8 protein-coding genes are annotated in these 13,526 nt (G+C 53.6%); 5 read left to right on the forward strand and 3 right to left on the reverse strand.

Features of this window, described 5'->3' with window-relative positions; all coding sequences use genetic code 11:
- Nucleotides 1-10: 10 nt before the first annotated feature.
- Complete coding sequence (locus KK062_RS17175) at nt 11-1,888, reverse strand: O-antigen ligase family protein (protein WP_254085563.1); 1,878 nt, start codon at nt 1,886-1,888, stop codon at nt 11-13.
- A gap of 258 nt (nt 1,889-2,146) precedes the next feature.
- Between KK062_RS17175 and KK062_RS17180 the strand changes: the two genes are divergently transcribed.
- The 3 genes from KK062_RS17180 (at nt 2,147) to KK062_RS17190 (ending at nt 4,960) form a co-directional block, all read left to right on the forward strand.
- A complete protein-coding gene (locus KK062_RS17180; RefSeq protein ID WP_254085564.1) occupies nt 2,147-2,920 on the forward strand; it encodes a helix-turn-helix domain-containing protein in 774 nt (257 codons plus the stop codon).
- A 79-nt stretch (nt 2,921-2,999) separates the two neighbouring features.
- Complete coding sequence (locus tag KK062_RS17185) at nt 3,000-3,440, forward strand: YciI family protein (RefSeq protein ID WP_254085565.1); 441 nt, start codon at nt 3,000-3,002, stop codon at nt 3,438-3,440.
- Nucleotides 3,441-3,658: 218 nt separating this feature from the next.
- Entirely contained in the window at nt 3,659-4,960 is a 1,302-nt protein-coding gene (locus KK062_RS17190) for an alpha/beta fold hydrolase (RefSeq protein WP_254085566.1), read from the forward strand.
- 71 nt (nt 4,961-5,031) lie between these two features.
- Here KK062_RS17190 and KK062_RS17195 read toward each other — a convergent pair whose 3' ends face one another.
- Complete coding sequence (locus KK062_RS17195) at nt 5,032-7,230, reverse strand: cellulase family glycosylhydrolase (protein ID WP_254085567.1); 2,199 nt, start codon at nt 7,228-7,230, stop codon at nt 5,032-5,034.
- A 153-nt stretch (nt 7,231-7,383) separates the two neighbouring features.
- Nucleotides 7,384-11,463, reverse strand: coding sequence for a two-component regulator propeller domain-containing protein (locus tag KK062_RS17200; RefSeq protein WP_254085568.1), 4,080 nt, complete (start codon nt 11,461-11,463; stop codon nt 7,384-7,386).
- Nucleotides 11,464-11,663: 200 nt separating this feature from the next.
- On the opposite strand from KK062_RS17200, the gene KK062_RS17205 reads away from it, so the two are divergent.
- Together KK062_RS17205 and KK062_RS17210 are read left to right on the forward strand one after the other, a co-directional pair.
- Entirely contained in the window at nt 11,664-12,710 is a 1,047-nt protein-coding gene (locus tag KK062_RS17205; RefSeq protein WP_254085569.1) for an SDR family oxidoreductase, read from the forward strand.
- Nucleotides 12,711-12,729: 19 nt separating this feature from the next.
- Entirely contained in the window at nt 12,730-13,518 is a 789-nt protein-coding gene (locus KK062_RS17210) for a helix-turn-helix domain-containing protein (protein WP_254085570.1), read from the forward strand.
- The last annotated feature ends 8 nt before the right edge of the window (nt 13,519-13,526 follow it).

A 13,526-nucleotide genomic window follows, 5' to 3' on the forward strand; every position in this document is an offset into this window, starting at 1 on the left:
TGGCGAGCCCTCAAGGGGCAGTGATAAGCGCCTTCATTTCGGCGCGTATTTGATAGACGGCGGTGGATTCTATCTTGACCTCCTTTTGAAGCAAGGCGTTGGCAATCGCAACGGCTTTGTTTTTTTCACCTGTCTCCAGGTAAAGTTTGGCCAGCAGGTATTCGGGATAAAACCGGCCGGGAGTCATTGCGCTGGCCATGCGGTAACACCGTTCCGCTTGCAGGTATTGCTTAAGCTCTTTGTAACTGTCGCCGAGGGTAGTATATGTGACAGTAGAAGTGTAGTATTTTTCTGCCCTTGTCAAGACGTCGATGGCCTGCTCATGTTGATTGGCCAGCGAAAGCGCTTTGCCGTAACTGGTAAGAAATTCACCGTCGTCCTGTAAGATCACGCTGGCCTGCTGATATCGGCTTATGGCTTCCGGCAAGGAGCGGTGTTGCTGAAGATTAAACGCTTCCTGGTAAAGTATAAATGCTGAATAGATGGATGTTGTCTTCACGTAAAGCGGGCACAGTATCGCCAGGATGGAACCCGTGAGGAGCATGCGTATAGCCTTGCCCGAACGATCTGTAGAATGAGAGATTTGTATGGAAAAGGTGATAGGCTGATACGCTGCCATGATGGCGAGACATAGCACAAGATTTGCCTTGATAGGTAGTATTTGGAGTGGGTAAGAGAAGATGGCAAAAAGGCAAAAGCCCAGGACGCCCGCTTGCGCGATAAGTAATGTCGGCCGGACCTTTTTTTTTCTTCCTGTCAGGAATGCCAAGCCGATGCCGGTGAGTACCAAGAGGGTGGCGACGACGCCATTTTCTGCCGTAAACTGAAGAAGCTCATTAAAGGCGTATTGTGTATTGTCTGCCAGGGGGGATTCGCTGCTGTCCGGACGCTCTTCAAAGAATTTTGCCTGATACCTCATGTAAACGGCTTTGAATTGGTCAAAGCCATGGCCCAACCACGGTCGGTCTGCAATCAACTGTCCTGTTACTTTCCAGATCAATACCCGACCGTCGGCGGAGTTCTTTTTGAGCCGATATGCGCCTACCGCCAGTATACCGATAAGCACAAATATGCCGATGCCAGCGAATAGGCGATGCTGCGTAGATATTTTTTTTCTGATCCAGGCATATCCGCCATGCTGTATGAAAAAGATATACATGCTCCCAGCCAATACAGCCAGGATGGCACCCCGGCTACGAACGGCGATCAGGATAAATAAGGACGTTCCAAGCAACGTGATAAAAAAGACTTGTAAGATGTTTGACGCTGCGAGCCGAAACCGGCGTGCGACGATACGGCTGCGAATAAAAAAGGCCACCAGCCGGTATCGGTAGAGGTATAGCCCGATGCCGATAATGAATACACTTGCTAGAAGTCCGGAATAGGGACCGGGATTAAAATATGCACCGGTGACTTTGAAGTTAATGTTGTAAGAGGGGACGAATCCCAATAGTTGGCGAAATCCCGTACCCACCTGTGCAAGACCGCCGAGGAGTGTAGCGATCAACAGGAGAAAATGATGTGATCGTGGCTGCTGTCGTATAATGGCATACAATACGCTGAGACCGATCATCTCATAATATCCGATTGAGAACGCATTGTGGGGTTGTAGAAAATACCGATTAATCGATAGATACACTACCAGGAGGAGAAGTATGAGATCCGACGCGGTAATGTTGAACACCGTTCCCGGGCGCAACATCTGCCCGGCCGACACCGTTGCAAGGACCAGGATGGCGTAACTGAACCCTATAAACTTAGCGGTCTGAACGCTGTTGTAAAGTTCCTGGTCGACAATGGAAGGTAACGTGACAAGGAGGACGATCAGGATAGCAAGCAGAAGCCTGTCAATCGTTATACCAAGCAATAGCCACAATTTGTCAGTCATGATTTGTTGACTCCAAATAACTAAAAAAACTCATTAATCTCCTAGTACGGGAGCATCGCTAAGCTATACTCCTGCTCACCGATGTTTGTTATCAACACGTTGAGCGTGGGAATCGATTACCGGTGGAAGTTTTCAACAACAACGTGGAAAGTGCTGACAGTGCCTCCTACCCTTCGGAACGTTTTACATCGACCGACGCACTCTGTCGAAGGTGGATTCCCTATAACCTCCGTTATCCCGTTTGCGTATATTGGCAATGTGAACCTAGTGCGTTTCATCCCTACCGACCGTTTAAAGCCTTTTGTAAAAGCCTACCTGGTAATCGCCAGCGAGCACGGCATGGACAATCGCATTCTGCCGGATACGGCCCTGGTTATGGCATTACGCTTTCAGGGTACTATTGCATTTACCGATCGTGGTCATTGCGAGAATATGCCTGCCACTGCGTTAACCGGATTACGCCACGCAGCGCGCATGGTGCACTATGCACAGCAGACGGCAATGCTGCTGGTGCAATTTCACGACGGTGGTGCAGCGGCGTTCTTCCGGCAACCGCTGCATGTGTTGTCCGATCAAAGTGTCGCGTTAAGCGATCTTCTGCCCCGCGACGCCGTAACAGCGTTGGAGGATCAGCTCTGTGCCGCGGCCTCGCATGCGCAGCGCGTCACCCTGACCGAGCAATTCCTTCTCTCCTTCTTACACGAGCCCGAACAGGACCGCATCGTACGCGAGGCATTGCGACAGATCCATGCAGCCCGGGGCACCGCGCGCATTGGCGATATAATAAAAGAGCTTCCCCTGAGCCGCGATGCCTTTGAAAAACGCTTCCGGCGCTTGGTAGGCACCTCGCCAAAACAATTCTCCATTGTCGTCCGCCTCCGCCACGTGATCGATACACACGCCAATCACGATAGCCTGACCGACGCAGCCTATCGCGCCGGGTATTTCGACCAGGCACACTTCATCAAAGACTTTACCGCCTTTACCGGACAGACCCCCGGCGTATTCTTCGCCACCAAAAGATCCTGGTAACGAACATCACTGATTTTTTACAATGGCCGCCGTCTCCACGACGGTAGTTTTGATGCCATAAACAAAAACGATTCGGTATATGAAAACGATCATCCGCACCGCGACTTTGTGGGGCGTGATATGCCTTGCGCATTTCTCACTGCTCGCCCAGAAAACTTCTCCGTCTTCCACAACAAAACAAACCAACACTATGAAAGAATATGTATTGATCATGCGGATCAACCCCGCACCCCTCGCTCCCGACGACCTGACCGACGTGCGCGCAAAGTGGAAAAAAGTTGTCGACGACTGGACAGCCCGCGAAATCTTTGTAATCAGCAATCAGATCGTACAGGAAGGCGTTGTAGTGAGTGGCCGCGAAGGCACAGCACGTCCAGGTTCCATTGCCAGTGACGGCCTGCGCATTGTAAGCACCATCAACATCCGCGCCGTGTCATTAGAAGAGGCGGCGACGCTCGCCAAAGTGGTTCCCCTGTTGGAATACGGCGGCACCGTAGAGATCCGGGAGAAATTGAACTAAGCATTACCCCCAAAAGTCAGAGTGAGTGTGAGCGCGAAGAGCGCAATTGCTGGCGCGGGTGTTAAGCACCAGGCGATGCGTAGGTGCGTCACCTGCGTTAGTCCCAATCCCATCGGGGTGCCCTGGTCGTAGCAACCCACCACCGCCAAAGTCGATACCCAACACGCTCTCACTCCCACACTCACACTGTTTTTAGTATCTTGCGGAAAACCTATTGTATGAAATATCCAGGATTATGCATTTTACTGTTGAGCTTCGTTATCATACTCTCACCGGCCGTACAGGCCCAGGAGAACTGGGGCTCGTATGTACAAGCCGTGCCCGTGAAGGCATATGCCGGCAAGAAATTCCGTGTACAGGTTTCAGCGCTGATTGAAGGCGTGGAAGAAGACGCCAGCGCCGCGCTGTGGGCCCGGGTATACCGCACCAATGAAGAATACGGCTTCTTTAAGATTGACAACGATAACCCCATGCGCGCCCGCGAATGGAAATCGTATTTTCTCGAAGGCACCTTCGATCCCGACGCCGACACACTGATGGCCGGCCTGATCGTGCAATACAACGGCACCTTCTACTTCGACGATTTCCAAATATCGGTAGAGTCCGGCCGTAACAAGTGGCGCACCATCTATCAAAACGACTTCGAAGGAAAATCTCCGCTGTTAAAATCCGGTATCGGCGAAGCCAACCAGGGTATCAACACCCTCTACACCCAGGCCGTGACACCTACTCAGGGACGCAAAGGCCGCCAGGCAATTGTTGTCACGGGCAAAGACGTTCCGAATTATGGATCCAGCCCCACGGCCGGCAAGTACGCCGACATCAACGGCATTAAACTATACTACGAAGTATACGGAACCGGTGCCCCGCTCGTCGTGCTCCACGGCAACGGCGGCTCTATCTCTAATGCCGCGACACATTATCCGGAGCTGATCAAAAAATACAAAGTCATCGCCGTCGACAGCCGGGCACACGGAAAATCCACCGACACCGATGCCCCACTTACCTATGAACAGATGGCAGCCGATGTCAACGCACTCCTGGACCAACTCCAGATCGACTCGACCTTCATCTGGGGACAAAGCGACGGCGCCATTCTGGGCCTCATCCTGGCAATGGACTATCCGCGCAAAGTAAAACGCGTGCTGGCATACGGCTCCAACGTGCAGCCCGATAGCTCGGCTATATTTTATTGGGGGATCCAGGCGATCGAGAAAGCTCTTCGCGAAGGCACAGACCATGAAAAGAAACTGAACGAGCTGATGATTGACTATCCGCATATTCCGTACACGCGGTTGAAAACGATCAAAGCCCCCGTGCTGGTGATGGCCGGTGATCGGGATATAATCCGGCCCGAGCATACGCTGAAGATATTCCAGTCTATACCCAAGTCACAACTTTGTATTCTACCCGGCAGCACGCATGGTGGGTCGTGGGAAAAGCGCGATCTGTTTTTGGATTTATTGAACACATTCTTCCTCGAGCCATTTAACATGCCGGATACGAAGAGCTGGTTTTAAATAATAAAACCATATAAAAAAGGGGTCCGTCTTTAAGAAAGACGGACCCCTTTTTGTAAACACACATCACATCATTCTTTCAGGAAGGTATACGTAAACACCTCATCCCCGTACACCACCCGCAGTATATGCAAACCGGGCCGCAGACGTTGAACGTCAATCGACGTATCATTACCCTCCGCTTGCTGCGACAACCGTAGATTCCCCGTAGCATCCCGAATCGTAATCGCCGCATCTTCCGGTACGCCATTTACCTTCAACACCGTCGTCGCCGGATTCGGAAACACCTGAATCAACGACGGCCCTGCTCCCTGGCGCAAGGCACTACCGGCATTTAACGTCGTAGCATGGTCCACCAGCTTGATGTAGTCATGCGTGAACTGATACCCCGTACTGCTGGTATTCTTCCCCGCCACCGTAAAACGTACCTTCTGCTGTCCGGTATAAAACGTAAGATTAGCAACCAGCACTTCTTTATACACCGTTGTGGGACTGTAGAGATCGAATACAGATCCATACGCCGCGCCATCCTTATAAACCTGGCCAGTCCCCTGATCAGGTCCCGCCCGGAAGCCCAGGTATACGTCATAGTTTTTCATGCCGGTGTGCGTGTAGGTATACTCCACAAAGTCACCCACGCCATCGGCCGATACACGCACCAGGTTGCCACCACTGGCTTGCGCCTGTGCGACGACCGTATTCGAAGCACCACTCGACCAACGGCTCGTAGTCTCTGCCTCGTAGAGCGTCGACATCAGACCCACCGGCGTAAACTCGATATAATTGAGATTGAAGCTACCACCGGCAATTTCCAGCCGCAGTACTTTATTGCTGCCGCCGGCTATGCTGATGTTGTTCAACGCAAGCGTCTCCCACGTTTCCCACGCACCGGTGTTGTTCGGCGTGACGGTGCCCAGCGTTACGCCGTCCAACTTTACCGTAATGTTTTTGCCGGCGTTGCTGCTGGCGCTGGCAGAACGTATACCGATATTGTAGTTGCCGGCAGCGACCGAGCCAAGGGTATATTCCAGCCACTCGCCGTTCATAGTATAGCCTACGACATAGCCGCCGCCGATATCGGTGGTAGTACCGAGGTCTACGTCGGTGCTGCGGTAACTATTCCCGTTGTTGCCGAGGTCGGTGTCGTGATAGGCGACGTCCTGGGCGCCGATATCAAAATCTTCGGTCTGAATGCGGCCCGGTATGGTGTGCGTGGCATAGGGCGTTTGTGTGCCAATGCCGCCCGCCCCGCCGGGTTGGTTGTGGTTTTGTAATTCAAAAAGCCAGTTCTGCATAAAGCGACCCTGATTCTCACCCGACATCAGGTTCCAGTTCCAGTCAAAGAATTGAGGCTTCCAGAAGTTGTCAAAGATCCATCCTTGCCAGCTGATCCAGGGGTGAGCATCGATATAATTCCGGAAGGGTGTGCCCCAGCCGCCGGTTGTGCCAAACGTCACACCGTCGGAATAGTTGGGATCCTGGTTCCAGCCAAACTCCGTGAGCATCACGGGGATGGTATTGGCCGCGTTGCCAAACTTGGTGTTCAGGTTTGCCGCCGTGGCCGCACCCTGGTTGGGATAAATGTGGTATACATAGACCAGGTTGCCACCGGTGAGTGGATTGGTCACGGCGCTGTTTACGCGTGTGCTCCACTGCGGGCTGCCCACCAGGATGAGGTTGTTGGGGGCCACCGCGCGGATGCTGTCAATCACGGGCTGGATGTAGTTTTTCCACGACGTCCAGTTGTCGGGGTTGACCGGCTCGTTGAAGATCTCGAAGATCACGTTAGGGGTATTCGCATAGCGCGGCGCCACGTACTTCCAGAAGTCCATCACGAATTGTTGTTTCACGCCACCCGAGCCGTTGACGTCGTAATTGCTGACCAGGTGCAGGTCGACAATAACATATTGGTTGAGGGCGATGGCCTGCTGCACATACGGGTCGATGTGCGTGGCAAAGCTGGTGGCGGGGTCTTTTACCTTGGCCGTCGTGACGGGTAGTCGCAGCACGCGCGAATACCATCCGCGGCTGCCATCGGCCTGCCAGGCGATCATTTCGCTCATCGGTTTGTTGTTACACGTGGTGCATTCGTTGTGGTGCTCGCTCGGTAATACGGACACGCCCCGCAACGTGACGGGGTTTCCGGCCGGGTCTTTGATCTGGTTGCCATCAATGTGCAGCCAGGGCTTTTGTGCCTGGGCACTGACTACGCTTACGATCAGGGCAAGCGCAAACAGGCATGCGTGAAGTGGGTACAGTCGTCTGGTCATCGTACTGAAGATTTAGTGGAACAAAGAGTGTTGGTAGCGCCGGGCAGCGTATGTACAAGCGGCCGCGGCGACTCATTAAAAGTAAGGCAGGACGCGACCGCGGTAGGGAGAAAAACCGGTATTAAAGGTGGAAAAACCTTCCAATTTGCCTTGCTATTGCATTTGTGCGGAAGTAGGGACAGACTGTCCGATGTTGCGGTACGCAGAAGGCAACACACCAAACTGTTTCTTAAAAGCTTTGCTGAAATACTTCGCATCCGCAAACCCCACGCGTGCGGCGATCTCGTGCACCGCATACTGTTCTGTTGCCAGTAACTGCACGGCGCGCTTCATGCGGATGTCGCGAATGAACTGGTTGCCTGACACACCCAACAGGCTTTGCAGTTTGCGGTACAAATTAGTCTGGCTGAGGGCGAGCTCGCGGCAGAATTTTTCAATATCGAAGTCGGGATTGTCGATGTGTTGCTCGACAACCGCCACCGCTCGTTGCAGAAAGTTGTCGTCGAGCGTAGCGGGTGCTGTCGGGTTGGTGATGAAGTCGCGATAATATCTCCGCTTTTGATTCTCGCGCAACGTGAGAATGTTGACGAGCTTCGCCAGCAGCACGTGGGGCTGAAAGGGCTTGACAATGTAGTCGTCCGCCAGGGCCTCGCGAAAGGCCCGGAGCTGCAAGGCTTCGTCGCCGCGCGCCGTAAGCAGCACGACGGGAATGTGGCTCGTCAGTATATCATGCTTAATGCGCGTACACAATGTGACGCCGTCCATAACCGGCATCATGACGTCGCTGAGGATGATGTCGGGTAGCAGGTTGCGCGCCTGCACCAGACCTTCCTCGCCATGATGGGCCTCCTCCACCTGGAAGACATTCTCAAAATGCAGACGGATAAACCGACGAATGTCGGGATTATCCTCCACCACCAGTAGTATGGGGCGTGTTCCGTCAGGAGTATCCGGTATGGCAGACAATCGGGCTTCGGGAGTGATCGCTGCCTCGGACAGCTCCGCGGGATGATCTTGCGGGGCATGCTCGTGCCGGGCAAATGCTGCCGCGTCGACCGGTAGCCATACCGCGAAGGTTGTACAGTTGTCACCGGTGTTGGCGAGTACGATGTCGCCCTTGTGCAAGCGGGCCAGCTGGCGCGCCAGGGAAAGCCCGAGGCCGGTACCCGGTGTACTCTGCTCGTCTTGCTCGATGCGGAAGAAAGGGTCGAAGATCTTTTCACGATAACTTTCGGGTATAGCCCGACCGCTATTGGTGATGGCGATGTGCGCGTAGGATTGGCGTCTCCAGGTGCCGCGAGGATCCGTGTCAGTTAATAGTAACGTCAGCGTAATATGTCCGTGATCGGGTGTATGTTTGAAAGCATTGGAGAGTACGTTGAGCAGGATTTTCTCCAGTTTGTCGGCATCGAAGTAATATCCTTCGTGCGCCGGCGCCGTCACGGTAAATTGAATGTTCCGTTTCTCCGCATCGAATTGAAACGTCTCGCAAAGGCTGCGGACAAATGCCCCGAGATCGCCCTTTGTGACCGCCAGCTTCATAAAGCCTGCGTCCAGCTTATAGATGTGCATCAGCTGATTAATCAGCTTGAGCAGGCGCTGACTATTCTTCTGCACCAACTGCAACATCTGGTGGTTGCGCGAGCCTTCCTCTGTCGTCGCCACCACCTGGCTAAGCGGCCCCAGCATAAGTGTGAGCGGCGTACGAAACTCGTGCGAGATGTTGGCATAAAAACGCAACTTGATCTGATCCATCTCCAACTGATTACGCACACGCAGGCGCTGTACCACGATCAGGCGCAACGCGAAGATCGCTCCTGCCAGGAGCAATCCATATACCGCACGCGCCCACCACGTTTGCCAGAACGGTGGCGTAATGATAATGCGCAGGGAGTTGCCTTCCGTATTCCAGACGCCATCGCTGTTGGTGGCCTTTACATGCAGGGTATACTCGCCCGGATCCAGGTTGGTGTAGGTAGCTTTGCGTTGCGTGCCAGTCTCGTTCCAGTCTTTGTCGAAGCCATCCAACGTATACGCGTATTGATTTTTACCCGGTGCCGTGTAATCGATGGCAACAAATTCAAAGGAGAAGACCGACTGATCGTACGACAGCGTCACCACCTGGGCTTCCGGTAACGGCTGTGCCAGGGGGCCGTCCTTCTCGCGGAAGCTGACGGGTTTATTAAAGACCTGCAGCTCGGTGAAATACACCGGCGGATGCACCGGACTATCGGTCAGGCTATCGGGGTGAAAATAACTGAGTCCGTTGATACCACCAAAGTACAACCTACCGGCGCGGTTCTTACACGACGACTGCCGGTTGAAAGCATTGTGTTGTGTTCCCTCGGCTACTTCATAATTGCGAAAGGTTTTAGTGCCAGGATCAAACCGGGAAATGCCCTTGTTGGTGCCTAGCCATAGCCGGCCATGGTGATCCTCCTCGATCGACTGCACTACATCGTTAGCCAATCCGTCGCGGGTAGTATAATTTTCAAACTGACCGGTGTCCCGATCCAGGCGGTTAAGCCCGCCTTGCGTACCCACCCACAAGTTACCACGCGCATCCTCATAGATCACGTTGACGATGTTGTTGCCCAGGCTGCCGTGCTGCGGGCGGCTGTAAGCAAAGCGCGTGAAGTCATCGGTCGCGCGGTTGTAGCGGTTGAGGCCGCCGCCTTCGGTGCCAATCCAAAGGTCGCCGCGGCCATCCTGGTAGATCGCGAAGATCAGCGTATGGCTGATGCTTTTGTCGTTGCCTGCTTCGGGTAAGTACTGTTTCCACGTGTTCATGCGCGGATCATATACCACTAAGCCCTCGCCCCAGGTGCCCATCCAAAGCTTACCCGTGATAGAGTCCTCCCCGATCACCGCGACGTGTTTTACATCGATGGTAAAGGGTGGCGTGTAGAAGGTGCGTGAGTCCGCGCGGAGCATGGAAGCCTTTCCGTAAAAGCACCCAGCCCACAGCTGACCGGCATGATCTTCAAACAAGCACAAGGGGTAGTTGCTGCCAATGCTTTGTTTGTCATCAGGGCGGTGGCGCAGGTGGGTGGCATGTTGGTGCCGATCATAGACGGTCAAGCCATTGCCGTCGGTACCGAGGTATAACGTTTCGTGAGGATCTTCGTACACCGATAGGATATTGCCGGCGGGCAAATGGTGAAAACGTGGCGGCGCGCTGTTGTAGTAATTTACACCACCACTAAAGGTCCCCACCCAGATGTCGCCCTGGCGGTCACGGTAAAGCGTATAGATGGAGCCGTTGTTGAGGTCCTCGGGGTTAGGGCCTTCGTGGATATAGCGCAGGCTTTGCCGATTGGCGTCGAGTATATTAATGCCTCCGTTCTGCGTGCCGACCCATAAGTTGCCACGCGCATCTTCGACGATGGATAAGACATCATTATTGTTGAGGCCTGCCGTGGACGCGGTAGCACGGATGGCGGCGAATGTGTTCGTGCGGCGGTCATAGCGGTTAAGTCCACCTTCGGTGGTGCCGATCCAAAGGTCTTGCCGTCGGTCTAAGTAGAGCTTTTTGAGCTTGTCGGACGTGAGGGTTTGCACATGATCGGGATCGTGCATATACCGTTCGAAGATGCCCGTCGCGGGGTCAAGTTTATTCAGGCCGGCATTCCACGTCGCGACCCACAGTGCACCGCTGGGGTCTTCCAGTATATCTTCGATCTGGTCACTGCTAATGGAGCGGCCGCTGCGCGGATCATGCCGATAGGTATAGAAAGTGTTTTGTTCGGGATCAAAGCGGTTGAGCCCACCGCCACCGGTACCGATCCAGAGCCGTTGGTGTTTGTCTTGCGTAATAGCCCGTATGTTGCCGGAGCTGATGCTCACGGGGTTTTGCGGATCGGGTAAGAACCTGGTGAAGTCGTCGGTAGTGCGGTTATATAGATTCAGTCCTTCGTCGGTACCGATCCACAGACGATGCTGGTTGTCCTCATACAGCGCGCGAATATAATTGTGCGAAAGGCTGCGCGGGTTGGCAGGATCGTGGCGGTAGACGGTGATCGTATAACCATCATAGTGGTTGAGTCCGTCACGCGTGCCAAACCACATAAACCCCTTGTAGTCTTGCAAGATACAGGTGACGTTGCTTTGCGAAAGCCCTTCACTGCGCCCGATGTGGCGAAAGTGATCCGACTGCTGCGCCCAACCCCACGCCGGTAACAGCAGGCAAAACAAAGCCAGGAATCTGGAAATCGGTTTTCGGTAACACGGCACGGCAATATCGGTTTAACTGGAATCGCGGTCCGTGGAATTACGGGAATTTATAGGAGAAATACCAGATTCAATCGTTTGAAATGATCCTGAACAAGATCAAAGGCTGACAACCAAGCCTCTCAACAAAGCAACATCAAACTTTTCAACAAAGCCACCCTGCCGTTTTGTATAGAATTTTGAACCATCAAACACAACAGAACATGAACACCCACAACAAGGGAATATCAGTCCTCGTTACCGGCGGCAGCGGCTTCGTCGGCGTACACTGCCTGGCGCAACTACTCCACCAGGGATATACGGTCAAAACAACGCTACGTAACATGGACCGCAAGCAGGAAGTATTAGACATGCTAAAAGTAGCCGGCATCACACCCCACCACCACAACATCTCCTTTTATCAATGCGATCTCATGGACGACAGGAACTGGCGCGAAGCCACACAAGGCTGCACGTATGTGCTACACGTAGCCTCACCAATCTCCCTGGCCGTCCCGAAAGACGAGGACGAAACAATCCGACCGGCCGTAGAAGGCACGCTACGGGTGTTGCGTATAGCGCGCGACGCAGGCGTAAAGCGTGTCGTGCTAACATCGTCGTTCGCAGCCGTGGGCTATAGCCACCGGGACGTCAATACACCTATTACCGAATCTTGCTGGACAGATCCGAAGGATAAACACCTCTCTGCGTACCTGCGCTCGAAAGTATTGGCCGAGCGTGCGGCCTGGGACTTCATCAAACAAGAAGGCGGTGACCTGGAGCTGGCCGCCATCAACCCCATGGCTATATTCGGCCCTACGCTGGGGCGCGATATGTCGAGTGCCTTTATATTATTAAAACGTATACTCGACGGTTCGCTCAAAGCCATTCCGAAGATCACCCTCGGCATTGTCGACGTACGGGATGTCGCCGACTTGCACCTGCGTGCCATGGTACATCCCGACGCCAACGGCCAACGCTTTCTGGCGCTCGCCGGCGGCACAATGACGTTGCCGGAAGTAGCGGACCTGCTGAAGCGTCAGCTTGGCAACGCCGCACAGAACGTATCGACGCGCACCATGCCCGACTGGGTCGTGCGCGTCGCGGCGTGGTTTAGTGCAGGAGCGCGGAATATTGCGCCACAGCTCGGGCAACGTAAGAATGCCAGCAACGAAAAGGCCCGCACACTGCTGCAATGGAAGCCCCGCAATAATCAGGAGGCCGTACTAGCGGCCGCCGAAAGCATGGTAGCCTTTGATCTCATCGCCTAATATTTAGTATCTTTGACGTATGCTGACGAAGGCAAACCAAATCACATCGTGCTATCTCGGTCCGCAAATTTCACCGGAACAATTTATAGCCGAGCATTTCTTTTTATACCTGGCCAAAGGCACCCTGCACGGATATGATGGCCACGCACATTATACCCTACACCCCGGTGAATATTGCATCGTGCGCAAAAACCACCTGGCTCGCTATACAAAGATCAGAGACAACGATACCTTTGAAAAGGTCGTCGTCATCTTCGACACCGCCTTCCTGCGTTTGTTCCAACAGCGTCATCATACACCCGATGCCGCCGCGTCCAACCACGAGGCATTTTTCCGGCTACAACCCAACGACCGGGTGCCTGCCTTCCTTCAGTCGTTGATGCCGTATTATACCCCCGGCGGAAAGATCGACGAAACCTTTGCCCAGGTCAAACGCGAAGAGCTACTATTAATCCTCTTACAATCCGACCCAACACTGGCTTCCATCCTCTTCGACTTTGGCGCCCCGGAGAAAATCGACCTCGAAGCGTTCATGAACCGGAACTACAAGTTCAACGTGAGCATCGAGCGCTTCGCCTATCTCACGGGTCGAAGCCTGTCGGTTTTTAAGAAAGAGTTTGCCGGTATCTTTCAGCAGACCCCAAGTCGCTGGCTGATCCAACGTCGTCTACAGGAAGCGCGTTTTTTGATTCATGAACAAGGAAAGAAGCCTTCGGAGATATACCTTGATTTAGGATTTGAAGATCTCTCGCATTTCTCGTTTGCGTTTAAAAAGAAGTTTGGCGTGGCCCCTACGCGATTAGAATAAAAAGTCCG

Source organism: Dawidia cretensis, assembly GCF_018598175.1.
Taxonomy (GTDB): domain Bacteria; phylum Bacteroidota; class Bacteroidia; order Cytophagales; family Cyclobacteriaceae; genus Ohtaekwangia; species Ohtaekwangia cretensis.

Coding starts and splice junctions, on each gene's coding strand:
- KK062_RS17195 (WP_254085567.1), bottom strand. CDS start 7,230: ATGACCAGACGACTGTACCCACTTCACGCATGCCTGTTTGCGCTTGCC.
- KK062_RS17190 (WP_254085566.1), top strand. CDS start 3,659: ATGAAATATCCAGGATTATGCATTTTACTGTTGAGCTTCGTTATCATA.
- KK062_RS17185 (WP_254085565.1), top strand. CDS start 3,000: ATGAAAACGATCATCCGCACCGCGACTTTGTGGGGCGTGATATGCCTT.
- KK062_RS17210 (WP_254085570.1), top strand. CDS start 12,730: ATGCTGACGAAGGCAAACCAAATCACATCGTGCTATCTCGGTCCGCAA.
- KK062_RS17205 (WP_254085569.1), top strand. CDS start 11,664: ATGAACACCCACAACAAGGGAATATCAGTCCTCGTTACCGGCGGCAGC.
- KK062_RS17175 (WP_254085563.1), bottom strand. CDS start 1,888: ATGACTGACAAATTGTGGCTATTGCTTGGTATAACGATTGACAGGCTT.